Raw genomic sequence first — 23,321 nt, forward strand, 5'->3', positions numbered from 1 at the left:
CGTCATGAAGATTCGTTTCGACAGTCGTAAAGAACTCAACCCCACTCAGGAACAAGGTTTGACGGTGCTCTACGCGCCGGGAAAGCGCATGGCGTTTCGCGTGCGCTGGTATTTGATCCTGCTACTGGTGGCAAGCCCTTTGATCTGGCTGGGCGGAAAACTGGCTTACGGCATGTTGATGATCGACGCGCCGGCACAATTGCGCTTGCCGATTCTTGAGGTGCGCGCGCGGGATGCCGGTCGGGTGGAGCAGCTATTTGTCATGGCCGGTGATCAGATCCAGGTCGATCAGCCGTTGGTCAATCTGGACAACCCGGAATGGCGCGCCCGGCTCTCGCAAATCGCCGCGATGCCGGCGAGCAAGGCGCCCGTTGGCACCCCCAAACTGGATGGGCGCGAGCGTCAGTTGCTCCGGACCCGAATCGGCAGGGCGGAGCAACGGGTGCAAACACTCGAAGAGCTGGTTGTTCGAGGCGCCGTCTCTCGGGGGGAAGTGCTGGCAGCCGAGTCCGAACTTGATGCGTTTCGTGCGGACCTGCTGGCCTATGAGCGTCGCGAGCAACAGGCGCGTCTATCACCGGTGAGCGCCGAGCGAGAGATTGCTCAACTGGGCGCCGAGCAACAGTGGTTGAAAACGCGTCTCGCCGCGTTGTCGGTCAAGGCCGCGCAAAGCGGCCGGGTGGCGGAGGTTCTGGTCACGCCCGGCGAAAACGTCGGTGCCGGCACGGTGCTGATGCGTGTTGAGCGGCTCGATGATCCCCTGCTGTGGATCTATCTGGAACCGATGAACATCAGTTATGCCGCGATTGGTCAGCAGATTCGCGTACGCATGCCGGATGGCGAGTGGCTGGCTGCCCACGTGGTCCAGGCAGTGGACAGCGCCGGTCGTACGCCAACGGTATTGCGCGGGCCTTTTGCGGCAAGCGAAATGGGATTGCAGGTCGCGGCCCGGTTTGACCAACCCTTGCCGCCGCGCTGGCGCATCGACCAACTGCCGCTGAGCGTGCGCTTCCCCACTGACTGGCAAGCAATGTTCAGGGGCACCCGCGAATGGGTCGAGCAAGTCGTTGACTATATCGCGGTGGATCGAATGACTGCGATTGCCCAAGAGAGCCGCTAATCATGACTGCTGATCGAATGCTGGTGACGGGCGGAGCCTGAATCGTCTGCTCAGAAGTATTGATTGCGAGGAGCATTAGCGGCGAGTTCGGTCACCAGCAAATGTTGCGTCAGCACATCGTTGAGGAACCGGAACTGGTCATTGAGCCCGACCACTTCGTTGCTGAAGTGATTGGCGGCGGCCGGCATCAGCAGCGCTTCGAAGGATTTGTCGAACACCAGCGACAGCACTTTGCGCGAGACGACCTGCTGCGAATAGTAGTTGTTGCCGAACACCGGGAAACTCACGGCGAGGGTGACGGAGTGGATCATGATGGGCATTCCTCAGTCAGGACATACCACGAAAAAACGCTCAGGGTGACGGCTGTCAGGGTCAGGCAGGTCAGCAGATGGATCAACATGATATTCCCCTCCGGTTCGAGGTTTCGTGGTGGATTGAGGTTGATCCTACCCGTACGGTGGTTCAGCGGAAGGCATTCGCGGCGATGGTGAATATCGATAAAAGTGATGGTCGGGTTTTGTGGTGTTCCGCAGGGCCCCTTCGCGGGCAAGCCCGCTCCCACAGTGATCAGTGGTGGAGCACAATTCACTTTAAGACATAAAACCCTGTGGGAGCGGGCTTGCCCGCGAAGAGGCCTTCAGCCACACCTTCGACATCCGAATAGCCCTCCACGACCGCCTATACTCAAATCAGAATGCTTTTAACCCCCGAATATCCGGTCCGGGGAAGACTGTAGGACACCACGATCTTGAACCTGCGTTCGCTGATCGTCGCCGTGCTGATCCTGTTGGCGGGATGCGTCACGCCCACGCGCGCCCCTGCGCCGGCGCCGCCGGTAATTATTGCCCAGAGCACCTGGCAGCAGGTGGACCGGGACATCGTTGCCGCGTCCCAATCCGCCACCGAGCAGGCAAAAATCTATTCGCGCGGGGCCATGGATTACTGGCGCACGCGGGTCTATCAACTGACCGAAGAAAATTTCATCCCCTGGTTCAGCAGCTACTGGACCCAGGAATGGCTGTCGATGAAGGTCAGCTGGTACAGCCTCAGCGCCCAGGGCGAACAGGATGCCTCGGCCAAGCGCCTGGCGGCCTATCTGCTGGAGCAATACCAGAAACGCGTGCTGGCGCCGGTCGCGGTCGAGATTGATCCCGACCAGATTCTGGGCCTGGCCACCGCGTTCTACGTGGACATTCTTCAGGAGGAACTGCAAAAGATTTCCCAGCGCTACGGCGTGCCCATGGCCCAGCTCAACGGCCGGATCCAGAAAATTCCCGCCATCGCCCTGGGACCGCCGTCGGCCCGGGACGCTTCGTTGTATCAGGTCGTGCACACCCAACCGCTGAACACGCTGCCGGCCTACGCGGCGCTGATCGACAAGATTCACAAGGCTGGCGGCGACAAGGGGGTTGATTCGACCGACACCGCCATGGCCCCCGTGGCCAAGCGCGCCAGCCAGCGAATGGAGGCCGAAATGGCCCCGCGCGGTGCCGCCAGTGCTGTGGCCGCCGCCGCGGGCAAGCTTGCCGGGGGCTTGATTACCGTGGGCGTGGCCGGGATTCGCGCATTGATTCAGGCCAGCGACCGGCCGGACAGCGAGGCGCTGATTCGCAGCAGCCTGGGCAACACGTTCGACAAGGCCTGGATAAAAATGGTGCAGAACCCGACGACCGGTGTGATGGCAGGAACGTTGTACATGGCGGGGCAAATCGAGGGCAATTTGGGCGGGAGCGCCGAGATACCGTCGGTCAGTTCGGGCAGTGGGGCGGTCGATTGGAGTCCGCCGCAAGCGACTAACCAGCAGACCGTCCCGTAATCCCAAGGAGAAAAAACCATGTCCTACGTAGATGGCTTCGTCGCGGCCGTGCCCACTGCCAACCGCGAAAAATTCAAGAAGCACGCCGAAACCGCCGCCGTGATTTTCAAGGAAAGCGGCGCGCTCAGCGTCGCGGAATGCTGGGGCGACGATGTGCCTGACGGCAAGCTCACCTCGTTTCCCATGGCGGTGAAACTCAAGGCCGATGAAACCGTGGTATTCAGCTGGATCATTTGGCCAGACAAAGCCACCCGTGATGCGGGCATGGACAAACTGATGAACGATCCGCGGATGCAGCCGGACGTCAACCCGATGCCCTTCGATGGACAACGCATCATCTTTGGTGGTTTCGAGATGATCGTGAAAGCCTGACCCCACCGCCAGGATCACTCCGACGCCGGGGTGATCCTGCAACTTTTGCGATGGTGGATCTCACTGTCCGTCGGTCGCTCCCGGACGAATTCGAAACGCGGCTCACCTTCGCTATAGTGAACCAGCCAGCCCCATTCCAGCTCTGACTCATCCTGCCCCGGTTGCGGTGGCATCGCCCACCATGGCTCTTTGCTGATGATCTGTCGCATGGCCCCCTCCCGTGGATTCGGTGGGTTCAACTATAACGTGCCAGTCAGGAGGTGCCAGGCGTGAGCGACGAAACCCGGGAGCCGGTCAAGCGGCTGTTTTTTGCCTTGGGCTGCCCACCGGAGCAACGCAAGGCCATCGGTCAGTGGCGCAGCGCGCTGGAACTGCGCAGTGGCCGCCCGGTGCCGGTGGAAAACTTTCACCTGACCTTGCTGTTTCTGGGCGCGGTGAACGTGGCGCAGATTGCACAAATTTGCGCGGCGGCGGCCGAGGTTCGCGTGCCGGGTGTGGCGTTGAGCGTTTTGCTGGACCGCCTGGATGTATGGCGCAGGGCAGGGGCGCTGGTGCTCGCGGCGGAGCAAGCGCCGGCGCAATTGCTGCGGCTGGTGTATGCGCTGGAGCAGGCGATGCTGCCGTTCGGGTCTGAGGACGCGCCGAAGGAGTTTCGCCCGCACTTGACGTTGATGCGTGATTATCGGGAGCCGGTGCCAGAGTCCGCGACACCGCCCGAGTTTTATCTGCGGGCGGATCGGTTTGTATTGTTTGAATCGCACAAGGGCCGCTATCGGGCGCTGGCCGAATGGCCCCTCGTTCCCGCTCAGGAGGAGAGGCGCTGAGCCAGCAGCGGTAACAGCTGTTCGCACGAAGCCTCGATTTTCAGATCTAGAATGTCATCCGCCCGGGTCTTGCCCAGATTGATCGCGATCAGCGGTTTGCCCTGATCCGCCACCGCCCGGCACAAGCGAAATGCCGAATACGCCATCAACGATGACCCGACCACCAACAAGCCCGCCGCTTTTTCCACGGCTGCCATTGCCCTGGCCGCGGTCTGCTGAGCGACGTTCTCGCCAAAAAACACCACGTCCGGCTTCATCCGCTCCCCTGCGCAATGCGGGCAATGCGGCACCTGGAACCGCGCTTCGAACGCCGGATCGAGCAGCGTGTCACCGTCCGGCGCCTGCACCGCATCAACACCGGCCAGGTAAGGGTTTTGCGCTTCCATCAGGTGCTGGATCGCATCGCGCTCACTGCGCTGTCCGCAGTCCAGGCACAGCACTCGGTGGAGGCTGCCATGCAGTTCGATGACGTCATGGCTGCCGGCCTGATCATGCAGGGTGTCGACGTTCTGGGTGATTAACGCGCTGATCTGCTGCGTACTTTGCAGACTGGCCAGCGCTTCGTGCGCTTCATTCGGTTGGGCCTGGCGCACCCGTGGCCAGCCGAGCATCGCCCGCGCCCAATAGCGCCGCCGGGATTGCGGGGCGCTGAGAAATTCCTGATACATCATCGGCTGCCGGCCACGGCGCACGCCCTCACTGTCCCGGTAATCCGGAATGCCCGACGGGGTGCTGATGCCGGCGCCAGTCAGGACCACGAACGGCTGGTCGGCCATTAACTGCTGGAGGCGATCGAGTTGTTCGCGGAAACGACGGTCAAGCATATTCAACCCCCCATTGGGCCCGGGTAGGAGCTGCCGAAGGCTGCGATCTTTTGATCTTCAGCAGGTTCAGCATCGCCAAATCAAGATCAAAAGATCGTCCGAACGCGGCCCGAGCCTTCGGCAGCTCCTACGGTAATCGATTTTCGATTATCGGTGATTATTTACGCGCCTCCAGAATCAGGTTGAACGGCGTCTCGGTGGCTCGACGGAAAGTCTTGAACCCCGCTTCGGTAAACACCTTGCGCAACCGCGCTTCACCCGCCTGCGCGCCCAGCCCCAGACCGACCTCCTGCGACAGTGAATTGGGTGTGCAAATAAACGTCGAAGCCGCATAGAACAGCCGTCCGACGGGCGTGACGTTGTCGTCGAGGCTGTCGTTGGCGAACGGCTCCACCAGCAACACGGTGCCGTCCGGTTTCAGCGACTCATAGGCGTGCCGCGCCGCGCCCACCGGGTCGCCCATGTCGTGCAGGCAGTCGAAGTAGCAGATCAGGTCATAGTCGTCGCCGGGGTAGCTTTTCGCCGTGCCCTGGAAGAACCGCGCCCGACCCGACACACCACCTGCTTCAGCCCGCTGGGTAGCGACGGTGACCGACGGTGCGTGGTAGTCGAAGCCGACGAACCGCGAGTCCGGAAATGCCTGGGCCATGATCACGGTTGACGCGCCATGCCCGCAGCCAACGTCCGCCACCTTGGCGCCGGCCTCCAGCTTGGCCACCACGCCTTCCAGCGCCGGCAGCCATTCGGCCACCAGGTGCGCCTTGTAGCCGGGGCGGAAGAAGCGTTCCGTGCCATTGAACATGCACGGATGGTGATCGCCCCAGGGCAGGGCGCCATTGCCGCGCATGGCTTTGACCAGTTTGTCCTTGTCATGGAAAAACGACGCGACCACCCCGACTCCGCCCGCTATATAGACCGGCGAGTCTTCGTTCGCCAGCGCCATGGCCTGCTCTTCGGGCAGGCGGAATTGGCCGTCGCGGTGTTCCATGTAGCCGGAAGCGGCGTGGGCGCTGAGCCATTCGCGCAGCAGGCGGGGGTTGCAGCCGGTTTTGTCGGCGAGTGTTTCCGGGGTGATCAACCGAGAGTCGGCCATTGCCCGATACAGCCCGAGCTCTTCGCCGAGGATGACGTTGGCGAGCATCGCCGCGCCGCCCATGTCGTTCACCAGTTTGCCCATGAAATCGTTGAGTCTGGCCTCGTCCATCACGTGTGCTCCTTGTGCAGGATCACGGTCCAGAGGCTTTGGTTTTAAAGGTGTTCAGCTCTGGGCGGTGGTCGTGGGAATGAACAGGACGATGAGTGCGTCCTGGGTGCATTAAGTTTAGTTGGCGGGCTGTGTGCCGCAGCCTTTAGCGACGAAAGCCCATTTTTCAAAATGACCACAACCCCTGTGGGAGCGGGCTTGCCCGCGATGAGGCCGGTACATCCAACGACCTTGTTGCCTGATACACCGCCATCGCGGGCAAGCCCGCTCCCACAGGGATTGGCGTGTATCGCACTGTATCTGGACGCCATCGCGACACATTCCACTGCATTCCCGACCTGCGCCGAACACAGCCCAGATACAAACCTGCGATGAACTGCGAAGGCCGTCTGGCACGCTATTCATCGTTAAGGGGACACCAATGACCACGTCTGAATCCGACCTCCAGCCCACGCCCGTCCATTACCTGCGCGTCGATCAATACACCAACGGTCTCATCGGCCCGAGCCAGCCGATGCTAGGCCCGCTGGCCGACGGCGGCACTCTGATCACCGGCACGCCACCGGGTTGCTGGGGGCCGATGATCACCCCGGCCTTCGAGGGCGGCCATGAAGTCACGCAACCGGTGGCCATCGCCGGCGCCGACATCGGTGATGCCGTGGCCATCAAGATCAAACGCATGCGCGTCACCTCCCTGGCCACGTCGTCCGGGGTGATGAGTTTTGTCGAAGGCCGATACAACGGCGACCCGTTCGTGGCGAAATTCTGCAGCAAGTGCGGCACCGAACACCCGGCCAGCCACGTTGAAGGTATCGGCGAGGATTCGATTCGGTGCAACCACTGCGGCGCCGAGGTCAGCGCGTTCCGCTTCAGTCATGGTTACGTGATTGTCTTCGACGCGCAGAATCAGGTCAGCCTGACGGTCAATCAGGACGTGGCTAACCGGCTGGCCGGGAACGCCAGTGAGATGTCGGCGCTGCCGGAATTCGCCGCCCAGCATTCGATCCTGTCCCTGGCCCGCGCCGACATCCCCGGCGTCGCCGCGCACATGCGGCCGTTCCTCGGCAACATCGGCACCACGCCGTCCCGGGATTTGCCGGACTCGCACAACTGCGCCGATTTCGGCCAGTACCTGATCGGCGCGCCGCACCGTTTTGGCATGACCCGCGAAGAACTGCATGCGGCCAAGACCGACGGCCACATGGACACCAACTCGATCCGCGAAGGTTGCGTGCTGATCTGCCCGGTAAAAGTGCCGGGCGCCGGCGTGTACATGGGCGACATGCATGCCCAGCAGGGCAACGGCGAAATCGCCGGGCATGCCACCGATTGTTCCGGGGAAACCGAAGTGCAGGTGCAGGTGATCAAAAACCTCACGCTGGAGGGGCCGATCCTCCTGCAAAACCTCGACGATCTGCCGCCCATGGCGCGGCCGATGAACGCCGGGCAGCGGCAGAAGGTCCGGGAACTGGGCGAGCGCTGGGGCCAGACCGAGATCGAGCAGAGCGGGCCGATCACCTTCATCGGCAGCGGCGAGAACCTCAACGTTGCCGTGGAGAACGGCCTGCAACGCGCCGCTGCGGTCACTGGCCTGCCATATGACGAAGTGCTCAACCGCGCGACCATCACCGGCTCCATCGACATCAGCCGCTTGCCGGGCACCGTGCGCGTGACGTTCCTGTGCCCGATGCACGTGCTTGATCGCATCGGCATTGGCCAGCTGGTACGCGAAAAGTACGACCTCGCGTAACGCCGTCAGGCGGGTCTGTACCGCAGTGTGTACAGACCCGCCGACGATACAACCGCTGCGAATTTCGGCCACAGCGCAACACAGAGCCGATACACCGCTTCGGTTAACTGTGATTCCGAACCGGCCACCTTGAGATCGACACCATGCAGACTCCCACCCCCTCAGCCAAAGCCACCGTCGGGCTCGGCCTGCGTCGCGGTTTAATCAAAGACCTGCAGGCGGCCCGGACCGGTGATTTTGATTTTCTGGAAGTCGCGCCGGAAAACTGGATCGGCATCGGCGGCGCCCATGGCGCGGCGTTGCGCGGCCTGGCCGAACGCTATCCGCTGTCCTGTCATGGCTTGTCCCTGTCACTGGGCGGGCCGGCACCGCTGGACAGCGGTTTCCTGCACGAGGTGCGGGTTTTTCTCGATCACTACAACGTGCCGCTGTACAGCGAGCACCTGAGCTATTGCAGCGATGACGGTCACCTTTATGACCTGTTGCCGCTGCCCTTTACCGAGGAAGCGGTGCACCACGTTGCCGCCCGCATTCGTCAGGCCCAGGACATTCTCGGTCGGCGTCTGGCCGTGGAAAACGTTTCCTACTATGCCGCGCCCCGGCAGGACATGGACGAGCTGACCTTTACCAACGCGGTACTGCGTGAAGCCGACTGCGACCTGCTGCTGGACGTCAACAATGTCTACGTCAATTCGATCAACCACGGCTTCGATCCGCATGCGTTCCTCGCCGGCATCGATTCGGGGCGGGTGGTGGCGATGCACATCGCCGGGCATTTCGATGAGTCCGACACGCTGAAAATCGACACCCACGGCGCTTCGGTGAAACCGGCGGTGTGGTCGCTGCTGGCCGAGGCTTACGCCCGGTTCGGCGCGCAACCGACGCTGCTGGAGCGGGATTTCAATTTCCCCGCGTTCGCTGAATTGGTCGGCGAATTGCAAACCATCCGCCGCTTGCAAGCCGAGGGGGTCAACCGTGGATAAATCAGCGCTGTTCGAGCAGCAAAACACGCTCGGTCTCTACCTGCGCGACCCGGATAATTGCGCGCCGCCGGCCGGCATGGACGTGGCCCGGGCCCAGGTGTACCGCGACTTGATTTTCGCCAACCTGTCGACGTTGCTCAGCGGCACTTTTCCGGTGTTGATCAAGATTCTCGGCGATGAACCCTGGCGTGCGCTGGTACGGATTTTCCTGCGGGACTACCGCGCGCGCACGCCGAAATTCGGTGAGATTGCCGAGGAGTTTGTCGCGTTTCTCGCCGCAGAACCGCCGGCTCTGAATGATCGAGCGTGGCCCACATTCATGGTGGAGCTGGCGCATTACGAGTGGGTCGAGATGGCGTTGCAGCAGTCCGACGCCGAGCCTTTGCCGGCGAGTGATGCCGGGTCTCTGCTGGATCAGCCGTTGCAGGTTTCACCGCTGGCCTGGCCACTGGCGTATGCCTGGCCGGTGCAGTTGGTGGGCCCCGACTATCAGCCTGACACGCCACCGGCCCAACCGACGTTGCTGCTGGTGCGTCGGGCGGACGACTGGAGCGTGAAGTTTTCCGAGCTGAGCCCCTTGGCGTGGCGGTTGTTGCAGCGCATTGGCGAGTTTCCCGAGCTGAACGGGCGCGAGCAATTGGAAGGATTAGCGGTAGAGGCGGGAGCGGCCGGGTCGCAGGATTTCATGGATAGCGGGACGGCGTTGTTGCGGCAGATGCAGGGGGAAGGGGTGGTGGGCGTAGTCGCATAATTGCGATATCTCCCTGACACTCCAGGTCCACTGTGGGAGCGAGCTTGCTCGCGAAGAGGGACTTACATTCAACATTGATGTTGTCTGAAGGTCCGCCTTCGCGAGCAAGCTCGCTCCCACAGTAGCTTTGGGGTGACTTGGCTTACTGGGCGGAGAAGAAGTACCGCGTCAGGTGAAAAAAGATCGGTGCCGCGAAGCAGATTGAGTCCATCCGGTCGAGCATGCCGCCGTGGCCCTTGATCATGGTGCCCCAGTCCTTGGCGCTGAGGCTGCGTTTGATCGCCGACATCACCAGGCCCCCCAGGAAACCCATCACCACAATCACCAACGACATCAGCAGCGACTGCCAGAAAGTGAAGGGCGTCATCCAGAACATGCAGCCGCCGATCAGCGTCGCCGACAAGCCGCCACCGACCAGGCCTTCCACGGTTTTCGACGGACTCACCAGCGGTGCAACCTTGTGCTTGCCGAAGAGTTTTCCGAACACGTACTGCAACACGTCACTCAGCTGCACGACGAACACCAGATAGAACAGCAGCAGCGCGTTCTGGCCCTGAAACCCTTCAAGATCCAGGAGTAACAGCGCCGGCGCGTGGCTGATGCAATAGATGCAAATCATCACCCCCCACTGGATCTTCGCCGTGCGCTCCAGAAAACCCTCGGTGTCCTGGCTCAGCACCGCGATCGCCGGCAGCAACAGGAACGCGTACACCGGAATCAGCAGGGTGAACATCGAGTACCAATGGGTGCCAATCAGCAGGTATTGCAGCGGGATCAGAACGAAAAACGCCGAGAACAGCGCGTTGTGATCGCCTCGGGTGGTCGGCGTCAGGGTGATGAACTCCCTGAGTGCGAACAGTGAAATGAAGGCAAACAGCACAACGGTCGCGGTCCCGCCCAACAGGTAGGACACGAAGAAGATGATCACCATCCCCCACCAGGCGTTCACGCGCTGGTTGAGATTGTCGATGGTCGAGATCGAACTTTCGCTTTTGGCGCGCCGGGCCAGCAGGCGGCCGGTCAGCGACGCCAACGCCAACAGGCAGGCGATGGCAAAAAAGAACCACAGGAACTTTGCTTCAAGACTCATTTCGACAGCCTCACAATGGCGTCACGCGCGCGCTCCAGGAATACCTGTTTTTCCTCGCCGGCCACTCGCTCCAGCGGGTTACCGATGCGGATCGTGCAGATAATCGGCAGCGGCACGTGTTTGCCCTTGGGCATGGAACGGTGCAGGTTTTCCAGGTAGATCGGCACCAGGTCGACGTCGGGAAAGGCCTCGCTCAGCCGATAAAGCCCCGATTTGAATTCGCCGGGCAAGGCCTGGCTGGAGCGCGTGCCTTCCGGGAAAATGATGATCGAATGGCCGGCGCGCACCACATCGAAGATCGGCTCCAGCACATTGACGCCGGGCGCCGGGTTGCGGTCGATCAGCACGGCATTCAGGCCCTTCTGGGAGATGTACGACAGAAAGCGGTTCTTTCCCCAGTAATCGGCGGCGGCCACCGGTTTTACATTTATCCGGGCTTCGGGGGGCAGGGCGGCAATGATTGCCAGGGTGTCCATGTGGCTGGTGTGATTGGCGAAATAGATCCGTTGGCGTGACAGATCCGGTGGGCTCTCCCACCTCGCGGTGACACCGATGAGGAAGCGAAGAACCGAAATCAGTGCATTACTGATCCACATGGACGGCACCTTTGAGCTGTTTCGAGATGTTCAGCGTTCGCGTGACGCAGGTCGCGACGGAGCCGACGGCAATGATGATCAGCACCGTCAACAGCACGTAATGACTGCCGTAAAAACCGGCTTCAACAGCGTTCAGCAGAAGTCCTGCGGTCATCAGCGCCATCCGGTGCTGCTTGGCCATCGGGCCGATGAAGCTCTGCTGAAGGCCGATGGAACCACCAAACACCCTGACATAGGCGGTCAGTGCCGCTGCGAGCGCCGCCAACCAGCCGAGGTCCGAATAGCCGATGGCATACCCGAGCCCGACCAGCAGCAGGCTGTCGGCGATCCGGTCCGGGAATTCGTTGTAGAGGCTGCCGATGGCGGATTTCTTGCCGCCTTCAATCGCGACCATGCCGTCGAAGAGGTTGCACAGCAGGCGCAATTGAATGCCGATCGCGCAGAGGATTGATCCGATGACGCCATTATCGATATTCAGCGCCACGATGCCCGCCAGCGCAAACGCGATGCTGGCGACGGAGATCTGATTGGGGGAGATATCTCTTTTCACCAGCCTGTCGGTGACGTGTCTGGCCCATCCCGCAGAACGCGACTTGATGGGTCTTCGGTTTTCATCCATTCGCTAATATCCCTATAAATGATGCGGTGTGCTCCTGTAGGAGCGAGCTTGCTCGCGATGGACGTAAACGATAACGCGTTCATCCAGGCTACACGCGTCATCGTTGACGTCCATCGCGAGCAATCGAGCGTCGACCGGCTGCTCCTACAAAGAGCGGGTTGGTAATCTTAGCTCCGCGCATAAACCACCGCCATCACGGTTGCTCAGGGTCAATGAGCCGCCAAGGGCCAGCGCCAGTTGCTGGGCAATCGCCAGGCCCAGGCCGGTGCCGCCGGTGCTGCGGTTACGCGAATTCTCCACGCGGTAGAACGGCTCCATCACATGGGCCAGTTCCTCTTCGGCGATCCCGGGGCCACGGTCCATCACTTTCACCGACAAATGACCGCCGGTTTTTGATTCCACCAGCAATTCTGCTGCGCCGGCGAATTTGAGCGCGTTGTCGGTCAGGTTGACCAATACCCGCCGCAAGGCATGCGGCCGGGTGTCGATCACGCTGTCGCTTTTGCCGCTGAGCTGCACCTCTTTGCCCATGTCCTGATAGTCGAATACCAGGCTGTCGAGGAACGAATCCAGGTCAGTGCGGCGGCTTTCTTCGGTGGCGCCATGAACGCTGCGCGCATACGCCACACCTTCACGTACCAGGTGCTCCATCTCGCTGAGGTCATTCCACAGTTTGTCTTTTTCGCTGCAGTCGTCCATCAGTTCGGCGCGCAGTTTCATCCGGGTGATCGGGGTTTGCAGGTCATGGGAAATCGCCGCCAGCAGTTGCATGCGCTCTTTGAGATAGGCCGCGATGCGCGCCTGCATGGCGTTGAAGGCCATGGCGGCATGGGCCACTTCGGTCGGGCCTTTTTCATCCAACAGCACCGCGTGGGTGTTCGGGTCGAGGGTTTCCACGGCCTCCGCGAGGCGGGTGAGGGGGCGGATAGCGATCCTCACGGCCAGCCAGGTGCAGAGAATCATCAGCAACAGTTGCCCGAGCAACACGACGGGTAACCAGGGCGACAACGGCACCATCGACGGGCGCACGTCGATGGTCACCGGGCTGCCATCGGCGAGTTTCAAATGGACCTGGAAGTGTTTGATCGGGCCGGGAATGTCGGTCACCGTCATCGGGTAATCCTTGCCGATGGCGTCCTTGATCGACGTCACCGCAATCGGCGTGTCGTTCATGGCTGTACCGGGCGAACCTTCATCCAGCAAGTAGCGGTAGTTGCGCCGATCCAGCTGTTTCAGCCAGCTCATACGTTCTTCGGCCGGCAAACGGTCGAGGATCGCGATGGAGGTCGAGACGTCGGTTTCAAGGTTGCCGAGCATGGTGTTTTTCGCGGTTTCGTAACGCTCGTAATACTGCGCGCCGAAGGACAGCGCCTGCGCCAGGATCAGGCCGATCAGGAAGATCAGCGACAGCCGCGAGGCGAGGGTGCGAGGCCAGTGCAGTGAGCGTGTCATGACGCCGCACCGAGGACTTCGACCGGCAGGGAAAACACGTAGCCTTCGCTGCGCACGGTCTTGATGTAGGCCGGTTCCCGGGCGTCGTCGAGCAAGCGCTGGCGCAAGCGGCTGACCAGCAAATCGATGGAGCGGTCGAACAGGTCGGCGTCGCGGCCCTGGGTCAGGTTCAGCAACTGGTCGCGATTGAGTACGCGCTGCGGATGATCGAGGAACACCCGCAGCAGCCGGTATTCCGCACCGCTCAAGGCGACCATGGTGCCGTCGTCGTCGAGCAGGTGACGGGCCGAGGTGTCGAGGCGCCAGCGACCGAACGCCAGCAGGCGACCGCTTTCGGTGACCACCAGGTTCGGCGGCAGCATCCGCGTGCGCCGCAGCACCGCGTTGATCCGCGCCAGCAATTCGCGGGCGGCGAACGGTTTGACCAGGTAATCGTCGGCGCCCATTTCCAGGCCGATGATGCGGTCGGTTTCATCGTTGCGCGCGGTGAGCATCAGCACCGGCGTGGCCTTGTGTTTGCCGGCGCGGATCTCGCGGCACAGCATCAGGCCATCGTCGCCGGGCATCATGATGTCGAGCACGATCAGGTCCACTGGCGTGGTCTCCAGGAACGCGCGCATCTGCCGGCCGTCCGCGACGACGGTGGTGCGCAGGCCGTTCTTCTTCAGGTAGTTGCCTACCAGCTCTCGAATCTCGCGGTCATCGTCCACGATGAGAATGTGATCGACGTGTTCCATGGGGCCAGGCCTCTGTGAATGGGGAATGACGCACAGTCTATCGAGCCTTTGCCCGCTCGCCCGCCCCCCTTTGTATTGCAGTGTATCTGCTGTGTCGAGGGATACACATGAACGCAAAAACATCGAATTTCGCTGGTTTTGTATCGCTGTGTATCCACAGGCCGCTTTGATACGTACCGATTTACACGCGCCTGTTTTCGACACAGACGGGATACCTCGCGGCCTTCTAATAGGTTCCATCGAGGCAAACCCAACCGCCTCGGCTCAATAGAACGATTGACCCATTGAAGCCTTGAGGAAACCGCCATGAACACTAAAGCCATCTACGCCGCCTGCCTGTTTGCCGCGCTGAACATCTGCACCCTGTCGGCCCGTGCCGAAGCAGACGTCACCCCGAAAACCTACACCTACGGCTCGCACCTGGATATCCGCAAAGTGGTGTCGCTGAAACAGGACGCTACGCCGGCCTGCGGGATTGTTGATGCCCAGCTGACTTACCTGGATTCCCAGGGCAAGACCCAGGTCCTGGACTATCGCAAATTTGCTGACTGCAACTCAGACAACTGAGTCCTTCGCTGACCGATTGCCAATCCCATTTGATACAGGAACACCCTCATGAAAAACATCACCCGCTACTTGACCGCCGCTGCCTTCGCCCTGGCCGGCGCTGCCGCTCACGCCAATGCCGCCGTTGAGAAAAGCAGCTGTGGCAGCACCAACTGCTTCCAGCTGACGCCCGTGAACGGGCAGGGCACCCATGACCTCCTGGTGCAGGACGGTTCCGGCCGCACGCCGCAAGGACAGTTGCAGGATAACCAAACGGCCTGAGGCCGGACACGGGTTCTGAATACACCACACATCCCTGTGGGAGCGGGCTTGCCCGCGATGACGGACTGTCAGTCGACATCCATGTTGAATGTACCGGCCTCATCGCGGGCAAGCCCGCTCCCACAGGTTCTGTGTGATGCGTCGCCCTTCACACTATTCAAGGTGATCCCCATGTTACTCATCGCTTTCCTCGGCGGCATCCTGACCGTCCTCAGTCCCTGTATCCTCCCGGTCATGCCGTTTCTGTTCGCCGGCGTCGACCGCACTCGTTCCTCGATCCTGCTCACCCTCGGCGGCATGGTCCTGACCTTCGCCCTGATCTCCAGCCTGGCGGTGGTCAGCAGCGAGTGGGTGATACAAGCCAACAACACCGGCCGTCATGTGGCCCTGATCGTGATGGCGCTGTTCGCCCTGTCGCTGATTTCTGCGCGGATCGGTGGCTGGCTGGCGCGTCCATTCGTGCTGTTGGGCAATCGCCTCGACCCCGAGACCCGCAAAATGTCCGGCCCGTTGGGTTCGTTGATGATCGGCGTCGCCACCGGCCTGCTCTGGGCGCCGTGCGCCGGGCCGATCCTCGGCGTGATCCTCACAGGCGCCATGCTGCAAGGCGCCAACGCACAGACGAGTCTGTTGCTGGTGGCGTACGGTTTGGGCAGCGCGTTGTCCCTGGGTACTTTGATCTTCGCCGGGCGCGGCCTGGTCAATCGCTTGAAAGCGTCGATCCCGGTCACCGGTTGGTTGCGCCGCGGTGCAGGCTTTGCGGTGCTGGCCGCCGCGGTCGGGATTTCCACCGGTGCCGACAAAACCCTACTCGCCAGTACGTCCTCCGAAGGCGTCAGCAGCCTGGAGAAAGGCGTGTTGGCAACCGTTCCGAAAGTCGTGGATTACCTGGTCAGCAAGGTCAAGGCCGACACAATGCTGGAGAACGCCCAAGGCGCCATGCCGTCGCTGTCGGGGGCGGTCGAATGGATCAACTCGCCGCCACTGACCAATGATTCGCTCAAGGGCAAAGTGGTCTTGGTGGACTTCTGGACCTACGACTGCATCAACTGCCAGCGCACCCTGCCTTACGTAAAGGACTGGGCGAAAAAATACGAGAAGGACGGCCTCGTCGTGATCGGTGTCCACACCCCGGAATACGGCTTTGAACGCATCATCGGCAACGTCAAGGATCAAGTGAAGAAACTCGGCATCACCTACCCGGTGGCGATCGACAACAACTACACGATCTGGCGCAACTTCGAAAACCAGTACTGGCCCGCTCACTACCTGATCGACGCCAAGGGGCAGGTGCGCTACACCCACTTTGGTGAAGGCGCTTACGACACTCAAGAGCAGGTGATTCAGCAGTTGCTGAAAGAGGCGAAAGCTCCAGCCCCAGCGGCGTAAAGTCGAAAATCAATGGCTCACAGGTTTCGCACCATGAGCCATTGTTCCTTGTCCCAGGCGTGAAAACGCTCCAGCACCGTCCAGCCACGTTTGGCGTAGTAATCACTCTGATCCTGAGTGTGCAGATAAATCCTCGCCACGCCGCCGGACTTGGCTTTCTCGCAGATCCCCTCGATCAAACGTTCCGCCAGCCCCTTTCCCCGGGCTTCGGGGGCGATGAATACGCAGGCGAGCCACGGACCCAGATCCGCACGCCGCGCAAGATCCGCCCTGGCCAACGCTGCGCCACCTTTCAGCTCATCTGCGTCCAACGCAATCAGGCACGTCCAGTCGCCGTTCGCCTGGCCTTCGGCGAATTCCCGTTGCCAGTCTGCCAGGGGCTGTTCGGCGTACTCGTACTGAAATTGATGGTGAATCCAGGCGGCAAAGGTGTCGCTGTACTGGGGGTGATCGGCAAGCCAGTCCAGGCGAGGCGTCATGGTGGAATCCTTTCGAGGGGCGGTGGCACATCAAAGCCGATTCACGGCGTACCGGCAATCCCGAGGTTGTCCCGTGACGCCGCTTGACCGCGCCGCCAAGCCGCGGGCGGCGACCCGAATTCACGACGAAATGCCCGGCTGAACGCAGTATCCGTCTGATAACCGACCTCTTCAGCAATTCGCATCAGCGAGCTGTTACTGCTGCGTAACAGGTTGGCCGCCAGCAGCATTCGCCATTGCGTCAGGTACTGCATCGGCGAGATCCCCACCAGTTGTTGAAAGCGTTCGGCCAACACCGATCTTGAGGTGCCGGCGGTGCGCGCCAGTTCATCCAGCGTCCAGGCATGGCAGGGTTTTTTGTGCAGCGCGTTAAGGGCGGCGCCGACGATCCGGTCGCCCACACCCGCCAGCCAACCGGTACGCCCTTCGCCCTGCTGGTGCATATAAAGGCGCAGCACTTCGATGAACAGCACCTCGGCGAGTTTGGCCAGAACGCCTTCGCCGCCAGGCCTTGGGGATCGGGCTTCGGCCAGCGCGTAACGCACCGATGACTCCAGCCAGATGCCGGCGTCCGAGCCGCGCACATTGACCCGCACGATGGACGGCAAACCGGTCAGCAACATGCCGGCCAACCGCGTATCGCACGCCAGATAGCCGCACACCAGACGGGTGACCGCGCCGCCTCCGCCATAGCTCAACTGGCGCGGACGGCGCGCCAGCACGGCGTCCAGCCGCGCTCCCGTGGCCGGGTTCAGCCCGGGTTCCGAGGCCATGCGGTGGGCATCGCCCTGAGGGAACACCACGACATCGCCGGCGTTCAAGAGCAGCGGCGGGTCATCACCGAGTTCGACGTAACACTCGCCTTCGGTGACCAGGTGGAAGATCACCACGCGCTCGGCGCCGGGCTCCAGGAACGGTGCTGCCGTGTCGGCGCTCGGCGACTGGTAACACCAGGGCGCGGTGAACCTGGCGTTGATGAAAATCGCGCCGATCAGGCGGACGACGCGCAGGGTCTGGGACAGGGCGTCCATGGAAGTTTTCCCTGCAAGCGGGCAGCTTTTGATTGTGAGCCTGTCACGGCGCAACGCAAAACCTCCGGACGATCGGGCAGGGTTGCCCGACGATCGGGCAGGACGCCCCCGGCCAGCGGCGCGATAGTGGACGCACAGGGTCTGCCGGCCCTGTCATCCATAACAAGAATGAGAGGTTGCCATGCCGAAGTTCGTCATTGAACGCGAGATACCGGGCGCTGGAACACTGTCAGAAAGGGATTTGAAAGCGGCTTCGCAAAAGTCCTGCAGGGCCTTGCGAGATTTGCCGCAGGTGCAGTGGCAGCAGAGTTATGTCACCGCGGACAAGCTCTACTGCGTGTACATCTCGCCCAGCGAAGAGTTGATCAGGGAGCACGCCGCGCTGAGCGGTTTCCCGGCCAACAGCATTTCCCGGGTCACCACCATCATCGATCCCACCACGGCAGAATAAGCCGGGGATGTTCCACCGTAACGGAGCAGATTTAATGAGTACACCCATTGATCTTACTGCCTTGAAAAACCGTCAGATGGCCTCTTGGGCCAGTGGCGACTATGCCGTGATCGGCACCACCTTGCAGATTGTCGGCGAGCAGCTCGCCGAGGCCTGCGACCTGTTTTGCGATGAGCGCGTGCTCGACGTCGCCGCCGGCAACGGCAATGCGACGCTGGCGGCAGCGCGTCGCGGCACGCACGTCACGTCTACCGACTACGTGGCCGCACTGCTGGAGCGCGGCGAAGACCGGGCCCGCGCGGAACGCCTGGAGGTGACCTTCCAGGTGGCGGACGCCGAGGCGCTGCCTTTCGAGGACGGCAGTTTCGATGCCGTGCTGTCGACGTTCGGCGTGATGTTTACGCCTGATCAGGCCAAGGCGGCTGCGGAACTGGCGCGGGTGTGTCGCCCCGGTGGCCGGATCGGCCTGGCCAACTGGACGCCCGAAGGTTTTGTCGGCCAGATGTTCAAGACCCTCGGCCGTCACCTGCCGCCTCCGCCGGGGGCGCAACCGCCTTCGAACTGGGGCACCGAGGCGTGGTTGCACACTCACTTCGATGAGCGCGATTTTCTGCTTCAGGTGACACGGCGGTTTTTCAACTTCCGGTATCGGTCGGCGGCGCATTTCATCGACACGTTTCGCACTTGGTATGGGCCGGTGCACAAGGCATTTGCGGCGCTGCCACCGGAGGGAGGCGAGGCGCTGGAAAAAGACCTGACGGAGCTGATCAACCGCTTGAACCGGGCGGGTGATGCGTCGCTGGTGGTGCCGAGTGAGTATCTTGAAGTGGTGATCACCCGGCGTTGATCTGGTGATGCTGGTTGGGGCGGTGGGTGAATATCCGTTTCTTTGGTTATGGCTGATATTGGTTTCGCCCTTACGGCGAGTCACTTTCGAAAAGCGCGAAAGTAACCAAAGCGCTCTTGCCCCACCACTCGGCACCTCGCTCTGGCTCGGTGTGCCCTCACTCCGGCATTGCTCCGCGGGTCGCCGCGAAGGGCCATCCCTGGCCCAGCGCGGCTAAACCGGCATCCTTGCCGGTTTCCCCGCTGCGCAATGCCTGCGTTCGGCCAGCGTGGTTTTACGGGGCGCCTAGATCAAAATCAAAAACGAGGCGGCCTTCGGGCCGACCTGACGGTTAGTTCGACCAAGTCATCGCAGTTGAACACCAATGCCAAGCCCAACAAATTCCCCCCTTTGGGAGCGAGCTTGCTCGCGATAGCGGTTTATCATCCAACATCAATGTCGGCTGACACACCGCTATCGCGAGCAAGCTCGCTCCCACAGGGAAATTGCTCGGTCCAGAGGTTGTGCAAGATCAAGGCAGCGAAGCGCGCCCGCTTGAAGCCACGGTCGGCCCGCAGGCCGCCGCGGTTTTGATGTTGATGTTGATCTTGATCCTGAGCGCCCCATAAAACCACGCTGGCCGAACGCAGGTATTGCGCAGCGGGGAAACCGGCAAGGATGCCGGTTTAGCCGCGCTGGGCCAGGGATGGCCCTTCGCGGCGACCCGCGGAGCAATGCCGGAGTGAGGGCACACCGAGCCAAAGCGAGGTGCCGAGTGGTGGGGCAAGAGCGTTTGGTTACTTGCCGCTTTTGCAAGTGACTCGCCGTAAGGGCGAAACCAATAGCCGCCATCACCCCAGAAACGGATATGTACCCTCACCCCTCACCCCTCACCGATGCCGCGACCCATCAAACCACTCCATCGCAGTCCGCCAAATGCAAATACCCAGGAAGTAAGCCGACATCAGCAGCCACAACCCCATGACCATCGGGTTGATCACCGGGTGATTGATCACCAGCGACAAACTGCACAGCAGCCAGATAGCCGTCACCGCAATGTTGATCGGCATGAACTTGCGCACGCGAAACGGGTGCAGGAACTTCATCCGGGTCACGGTCAGCAGCGCGAGGCCGATGACGGTGAGCAGGGTGATCCATGGCGACGGCGCAATGATGTAGAGGCACAGCGCGACCACGTTCCACGCCGCAGGAAAGCCCTGGAAGTAGTTGTCCTTGCTTTTCATGTTGACGTTGCAGAAGCAAAACAGCGATGACACCAGAATCAGCGACACGGTCAGCAGCAGCGTGTAGTCCGGCAGCGGGATGTAGCGATAGATGAACAGCGCCGGGATGAACACATACGTCAGGTAATCGATGACCAGGTCGAGGATCGAGCCGTCGAAACTCGGCAGCACCGACTGCACATTGACCTTGCGCGCCAGCGCGCCGTCCAGGCCGTCGACGATCAGCGCCACGCCCAGCCACAGCAAGCAATTGGTGGGCTGGTTTTCCAGCAGTGCCAGGGTGGCCAGAAAGGCGGTGACCACGCCGGTGGCGGTAAAACCATGGGCGCCCCATGCTTTGAGCCTGGCGATGTGTAGAGTTGAAATCACGGGGGCGTTCTCCAAAAAGTGAAGCAAGCCAGTCATCACCCTCGTTGATCGAGGGCGGCGGCGAACCGGGTCGGGTTGCAGGTATCGACCGGAAATCCGCGAATAAGGTTCACCGTCTGTAAATCTTAGCTGGGCCGGCAAAAAATACTGCGGATTAATCCGCCGTATTAAAGGAAGGGTGGCAGGCGGGTTCACGCAGCGACGTCAGCCAAACGGTGGTGGCGTATTTGCCGGCGAGGACTATCGTTGCCTGACTGGATAACTCCACCCGATGAGGACGTCGTCATGAACACCAGCGATTTGCTCGAACAACTTCTGCGAGCCGGTCAGGGCGCGGGGTCACAACAAGGCGGCGCACCGGCTCAAGGAGGCCTCGGCGGCGGTCTTGGCGGATTGCTCGGTGGCCTGTTAGGTGGCGGGGCCGGTTCCGGCATGGGCGGTTTGCTCGGGGGATTGCTCGGCGGCGGCTCAGCCTTGGGCGGTTCGACGCAGCGACGTTCCGGTGGCGGCACTAACTATGCGGCACTGGCTTCACTGGGCATGATGGCTTTTCAGGCTTATCAAGCCTGGCAACGTAGTCAGGCGGCAGCGCCGCAACAGGCGCCGCGCACCGTGGACCTGTTGTCCGGCCCTGAAGTCGAGAGCCACAGTCACGCCGTCCTGCGCGCCTTGATCGCGGCGGCCAAGGCCGATGGCCGGATAGATGACGCCGAGAAACAGATGATCAGCACCGAACTGGGTCGTCACACCGATGACCCGGAACTGCAGCAATGGCTCGATGACGAAGTCGCCCGGCCGCTGGATGCTGCGGACGTGGCGCAGTCGGCGACGGACCCGGCGATGGCGGCGGAAATGTACCTGGCCAGCGTCATGCTGGTGGACGATCAGCAGGACGCTGAGCGCAGCTACCTGGACGAACTGGCGGCGGCCCTGCAGATCGATCCCGAATTGCAGGTGCACCTGGAGCAGCAGGCCAAGGGCGGCGCAGCCTGATTGATCGTCACTGATCGTTCCCGCGAGGGGGGAACGATCAGTTTGCGTGCTGCGTGCCAAGGTCCAAGCCGTCTGTCCGGGCAATTCCAACGCCGATTGAATTTTTCTCCAGGCAAATCGCTCTGCTGATGTAGAGACGTGTTGATTAGCGTCCTGCCACTGGCCATAGACCGAGAGATGCGCCCATGACTGCCCTGACACGACTTGCCACCCAGCCTGCCCACGAGCACGCCATCCCGACTGCCGGCAGCCTGAAGCATTGTTACGAACAGCTGCTGCTGAGCGACGATGCCGATTATCGCTGCGCACTCGGCACCACCTTCCTGCGCGCGCAGCTGCAACAGGCTGCCGACGTGCCCGAGGCGATGCCCGAGGATTTGTCGGCACTGCAATCCTTCGTCGAACAGCACAGCCTCGACGTCGCGCGCCAATACGCCGACTACCTGAGCGCCCGCAAGTCAGGCGGGCCACGGCAGTTTTTCAGCAACAAGGCCCACGCGCTATTTTTTTTGCAAGCGGTCGGCCCGACCAAACTGGTCGACGGCGCCTGGTTGTTCGGCCTGCTGAAGCATTGGCGCGATCCGCGCTTTGAGGGGCTGATCTGCACCTATCTGGAAGAGTTGGGTGACGGCAATCCGGCGCAAAACCACGTGGTGATCTACCGCAAGCTGCTCGCCGACCTCGGTCTGCAGGACACCGGCGTCATCGCCGACGAGCACTACCTGCAGGGCGCGATTCAACTGGCGCTGGGCGAATGCGCCGATGAATTTTTGCCCGAGGTGATCGGCTACAACCTCGGCTACGAACAATTGCCGCTGCATTTGTTGATCAGCGCCTATGAACTCAGCGAGCTGGGCATCGATCCGTATTACTTCACCTTGCACGTCACCATCGACAACGCCAGCACCGGCCACGCGCACAAAGCCGTGCAGTCGGTGTTGCAGCTGTTGCCGATCGAAGGCGATCGCGAGGATTTCTTACGCCGGGTTGCACTGGGCTACCGGCTCAATGACCTGGGGCAGGGCAGTCGGGCGATCATTGAATCCTTTGACCTCGACGCTGAAGTGTTGAGCATGCTGGAACGCAAACGTCCGTTCGGTCAGCACATGCATTCCGATTACTGCAAATTTGAAGGCAAGACGGTCAATCAATGGCTCTCGGCACCCGAGCAGTTGCCTGGCTTTCTCGCCGCCCTGCAAAACAAAGGCTGGATCAAACGTCACCAGGACCCGCAGGACAGTCGATTCTGGCAGTTGATCGAAGGCGATGGCGCGGCGATGTTCGGGGTGTTCAGCCCTTACGAAAAACAATTGCTGCACGACTGGATCGCCGGCGACTGGATGCCCGAGCGTTCGGAGCCAGCGTTCCGTCACAGCACGGCGGGCGCGGTGGAAACCGACGTGCCGGGCAATGATCCGGATATCCAGACCCTGCAATCCGCGCTGGAAGGGCTGGCCGCAGCCGAGCAGATGCAGGTGCTGATTCCGTGGTTGTCCGCCCATCGACACGCGCATCCTGCCGGGCTGCTCGCCACGCGGCGATTCATCGAGCTCAAATCCAGCCTTCGATAAGG

26 protein-coding genes are annotated in these 23,321 nt (G+C 61.5%); 14 read left to right on the forward strand and 12 right to left on the reverse strand.

Going from position 1 to position 23,321, the window contains the following annotated elements; translation table 11 throughout:
• Positions 1 to 4: 4 nt before the first annotated feature.
• The gene (locus tag F8N62_RS01880) at positions 5 to 1,120 is read left to right on the forward strand and encodes an HlyD family secretion protein (protein WP_150709357.1); all 1,116 of its coding nucleotides are present in this window, start codon (positions 5 to 7) and stop codon (positions 1,118 to 1,120) included.
• 50 nt (positions 1,121 to 1,170) lie between these two features.
• On the opposite strand, the gene F8N62_RS01885 is transcribed toward F8N62_RS01880, so the two are convergent.
• Positions 1,171 to 1,431, reverse strand: a complete 261-nt coding sequence (locus F8N62_RS01885) for a hypothetical protein (protein WP_150709358.1) — start codon at positions 1,429 to 1,431, stop codon at positions 1,171 to 1,173.
• Between the two features lie 437 nt (positions 1,432 to 1,868).
• Here F8N62_RS01885 and F8N62_RS01890 point away from each other — a divergent pair, with 437 nt between their 5' ends.
• Entirely contained in the window at positions 1,869 to 2,936 is a 1,068-nt protein-coding gene (locus F8N62_RS01890; protein WP_150709359.1) for a hypothetical protein, read from the forward strand.
• A gap of 18 nt (positions 2,937 to 2,954) precedes the next feature.
• Complete coding sequence (locus F8N62_RS01895) at positions 2,955 to 3,308, forward strand: DUF1428 domain-containing protein (protein WP_150709360.1); 354 nt, start codon at positions 2,955 to 2,957, stop codon at positions 3,306 to 3,308.
• Between the two features lie 14 nt (positions 3,309 to 3,322).
• On the opposite strand, the gene F8N62_RS01900 is transcribed toward F8N62_RS01895, so the two are convergent.
• On the reverse strand, positions 3,323 to 3,517 hold the full coding sequence (locus F8N62_RS01900) for a hypothetical protein (protein WP_150709361.1): 195 nt from the start codon (positions 3,515 to 3,517) through the stop codon (positions 3,323 to 3,325).
• A gap of 60 nt (positions 3,518 to 3,577) precedes the next feature.
• Here F8N62_RS01900 and thpR point away from each other — a divergent pair, with 60 nt between their 5' ends.
• On the forward strand, positions 3,578 to 4,132 hold the full coding sequence (gene thpR, locus F8N62_RS01905; protein WP_150709362.1) for an RNA 2',3'-cyclic phosphodiesterase: 555 nt from the start codon (positions 3,578 to 3,580) through the stop codon (positions 4,130 to 4,132).
• On the opposite strand, the gene F8N62_RS01910 is transcribed toward thpR, so the two are convergent.
• A complete protein-coding gene (locus F8N62_RS01910) occupies positions 4,114 to 4,956 on the reverse strand; it encodes an NAD-dependent protein deacetylase (protein WP_150709363.1) in 843 nt (280 codons plus the stop codon). The two genes, thpR and F8N62_RS01910, sit on opposite strands and share 19 nt — an antisense overlap.
• Positions 4,957 to 5,113: 157 nt before the next feature.
• Complete coding sequence (locus F8N62_RS01915; RefSeq protein ID WP_150709364.1) at positions 5,114 to 6,160, reverse strand: class I SAM-dependent methyltransferase; 1,047 nt, start codon at positions 6,158 to 6,160, stop codon at positions 5,114 to 5,116.
• Between the two features lie 421 nt (positions 6,161 to 6,581).
• Here F8N62_RS01915 and F8N62_RS01925 point away from each other — a divergent pair, with 421 nt between their 5' ends.
• The 3 genes from F8N62_RS01925 (at position 6,582) to F8N62_RS01935 (ending at position 9,644) form a co-directional block, all read left to right on the forward strand.
• Positions 6,582 to 7,910: an acetamidase/formamidase family protein gene (locus F8N62_RS01925; protein ID WP_150709365.1), complete on the forward strand. Its 1,329-nt coding sequence runs from the start codon at positions 6,582 to 6,584 to the stop codon at positions 7,908 to 7,910.
• 143 nt (positions 7,911 to 8,053) lie between these two features.
• A complete protein-coding gene (locus F8N62_RS01930; protein WP_150709366.1) occupies positions 8,054 to 8,893 on the forward strand; it encodes a DUF692 domain-containing protein in 840 nt (279 codons plus the stop codon).
• A complete protein-coding gene (locus F8N62_RS01935) occupies positions 8,886 to 9,644 on the forward strand; it encodes a DUF2063 domain-containing protein (protein ID WP_150709367.1) in 759 nt (252 codons plus the stop codon). The genes F8N62_RS01930 and F8N62_RS01935 overlap by 8 nt, the downstream gene beginning before the upstream one ends.
• 142 nt (positions 9,645 to 9,786) lie before the next feature.
• Here F8N62_RS01935 and F8N62_RS01945 read toward each other — a convergent pair whose 3' ends face one another.
• The 5 genes from F8N62_RS01945 to F8N62_RS01965 all read right to left on the reverse strand — a co-directional run bounded on the left by F8N62_RS01945 (position 9,787) and on the right by F8N62_RS01965 (position 14,138).
• Entirely contained in the window at positions 9,787 to 10,734 is a 948-nt protein-coding gene (locus F8N62_RS01945) for a phosphatidate cytidylyltransferase (protein ID WP_150709369.1), read from the reverse strand.
• Positions 10,731 to 11,330: a lysophospholipid acyltransferase family protein gene (locus tag F8N62_RS01950; RefSeq protein WP_150709370.1), complete on the reverse strand. Its 600-nt coding sequence runs from the start codon at positions 11,328 to 11,330 to the stop codon at positions 10,731 to 10,733. Before F8N62_RS01950 ends, F8N62_RS01945 begins: the two co-directional genes overlap by 4 nt.
• A complete protein-coding gene (locus F8N62_RS01955) occupies positions 11,317 to 11,949 on the reverse strand; it encodes a CDP-alcohol phosphatidyltransferase family protein (protein ID WP_150709371.1) in 633 nt (210 codons plus the stop codon). Before F8N62_RS01955 ends, F8N62_RS01950 begins: the two co-directional genes overlap by 14 nt.
• A 144-nt stretch (positions 11,950 to 12,093) precedes the next feature.
• Positions 12,094 to 13,401, reverse strand: coding sequence for a sensor histidine kinase (locus tag F8N62_RS01960; RefSeq protein WP_150709372.1), 1,308 nt, complete (start codon positions 13,399 to 13,401; stop codon positions 12,094 to 12,096).
• The gene (locus tag F8N62_RS01965; protein WP_150709373.1) at positions 13,398 to 14,138 is read right to left on the reverse strand and encodes a response regulator; all 741 of its coding nucleotides are present in this window, start codon (positions 14,136 to 14,138) and stop codon (positions 13,398 to 13,400) included. The genes F8N62_RS01960 and F8N62_RS01965 overlap by 4 nt, the downstream gene beginning before the upstream one ends.
• Positions 14,139 to 14,444: 306 nt before the next feature.
• Here F8N62_RS01965 and F8N62_RS01970 point away from each other — a divergent pair, with 306 nt between their 5' ends.
• The 3 genes from F8N62_RS01970 (at position 14,445) to F8N62_RS01980 (ending at position 16,355) form a co-directional block, all read left to right on the forward strand.
• Entirely contained in the window at positions 14,445 to 14,705 is a 261-nt protein-coding gene (locus F8N62_RS01970) for a DUF2790 domain-containing protein (protein ID WP_150709374.1), read from the forward strand.
• A gap of 48 nt (positions 14,706 to 14,753) precedes the next feature.
• Positions 14,754 to 14,966 carry a hypothetical protein gene (locus F8N62_RS01975; protein WP_150709375.1) on the forward strand — a complete coding sequence of 71 codons (213 nt, stop codon included), beginning with the start codon at positions 14,754 to 14,756 and terminating at the stop codon, positions 14,964 to 14,966.
• 171 nt (positions 14,967 to 15,137) lie between these two features.
• Positions 15,138 to 16,355, forward strand: coding sequence for a cytochrome c biogenesis protein DipZ (locus F8N62_RS01980; RefSeq protein WP_150709376.1), 1,218 nt, complete (start codon positions 15,138 to 15,140; stop codon positions 16,353 to 16,355).
• Positions 16,356 to 16,372: 17 nt separating this feature from the next.
• Here F8N62_RS01980 and F8N62_RS01985 read toward each other — a convergent pair whose 3' ends face one another.
• A complete protein-coding gene (locus F8N62_RS01985; RefSeq protein WP_150709377.1) occupies positions 16,373 to 16,834 on the reverse strand; it encodes a GNAT family N-acetyltransferase in 462 nt (153 codons plus the stop codon).
• Positions 16,835 to 16,875: 41 nt separating this feature from the next.
• Positions 16,876 to 17,865, reverse strand: coding sequence for an AraC family transcriptional regulator (locus F8N62_RS01990; RefSeq protein ID WP_150709378.1), 990 nt, complete (start codon positions 17,863 to 17,865; stop codon positions 16,876 to 16,878).
• A 181-nt stretch (positions 17,866 to 18,046) separates the two neighbouring features.
• Between F8N62_RS01990 and F8N62_RS01995 the strand changes: the two genes are divergently transcribed.
• Together F8N62_RS01995 and F8N62_RS02000 are read left to right on the forward strand one after the other, a co-directional pair.
• Positions 18,047 to 18,316, forward strand: a complete 270-nt coding sequence (locus F8N62_RS01995) for a DUF4242 domain-containing protein (protein WP_150709379.1) — start codon at positions 18,047 to 18,049, stop codon at positions 18,314 to 18,316.
• Between the two features lie 34 nt (positions 18,317 to 18,350).
• Entirely contained in the window at positions 18,351 to 19,163 is an 813-nt protein-coding gene (locus F8N62_RS02000) for a class I SAM-dependent methyltransferase (RefSeq protein ID WP_150709380.1), read from the forward strand.
• 869 nt (positions 19,164 to 20,032) lie between these two features.
• Here F8N62_RS02000 and pcsA read toward each other — a convergent pair.
• Positions 20,033 to 20,755 (reverse strand): phosphatidylcholine synthase, encoded by a 723-nt coding sequence (pcsA, locus tag F8N62_RS02010; protein ID WP_150709381.1) that lies wholly within the window; start codon positions 20,753 to 20,755, stop codon positions 20,033 to 20,035.
• 285 nt (positions 20,756 to 21,040) lie between these two features.
• On the opposite strand from pcsA, the gene F8N62_RS02015 reads away from it, so the two are divergent.
• Complete coding sequence (locus F8N62_RS02015; RefSeq protein ID WP_150709382.1) at positions 21,041 to 21,748, forward strand: tellurite resistance TerB family protein; 708 nt, start codon at positions 21,041 to 21,043, stop codon at positions 21,746 to 21,748.
• A 185-nt stretch (positions 21,749 to 21,933) separates the two neighbouring features.
• Positions 21,934 to 23,319: an iron-containing redox enzyme family protein gene (locus F8N62_RS02020; RefSeq protein ID WP_150709383.1), complete on the forward strand. Its 1,386-nt coding sequence runs from the start codon at positions 21,934 to 21,936 to the stop codon at positions 23,317 to 23,319.
• Positions 23,320 to 23,321: the final 2 nt, after the last annotated feature.

It is taken from the genome of Pseudomonas fluorescens, assembly GCF_902497785.1.
Lineage (GTDB): Bacteria > Pseudomonadota > Gammaproteobacteria > Pseudomonadales > Pseudomonadaceae > Aquipseudomonas > Aquipseudomonas fluorescens_BO.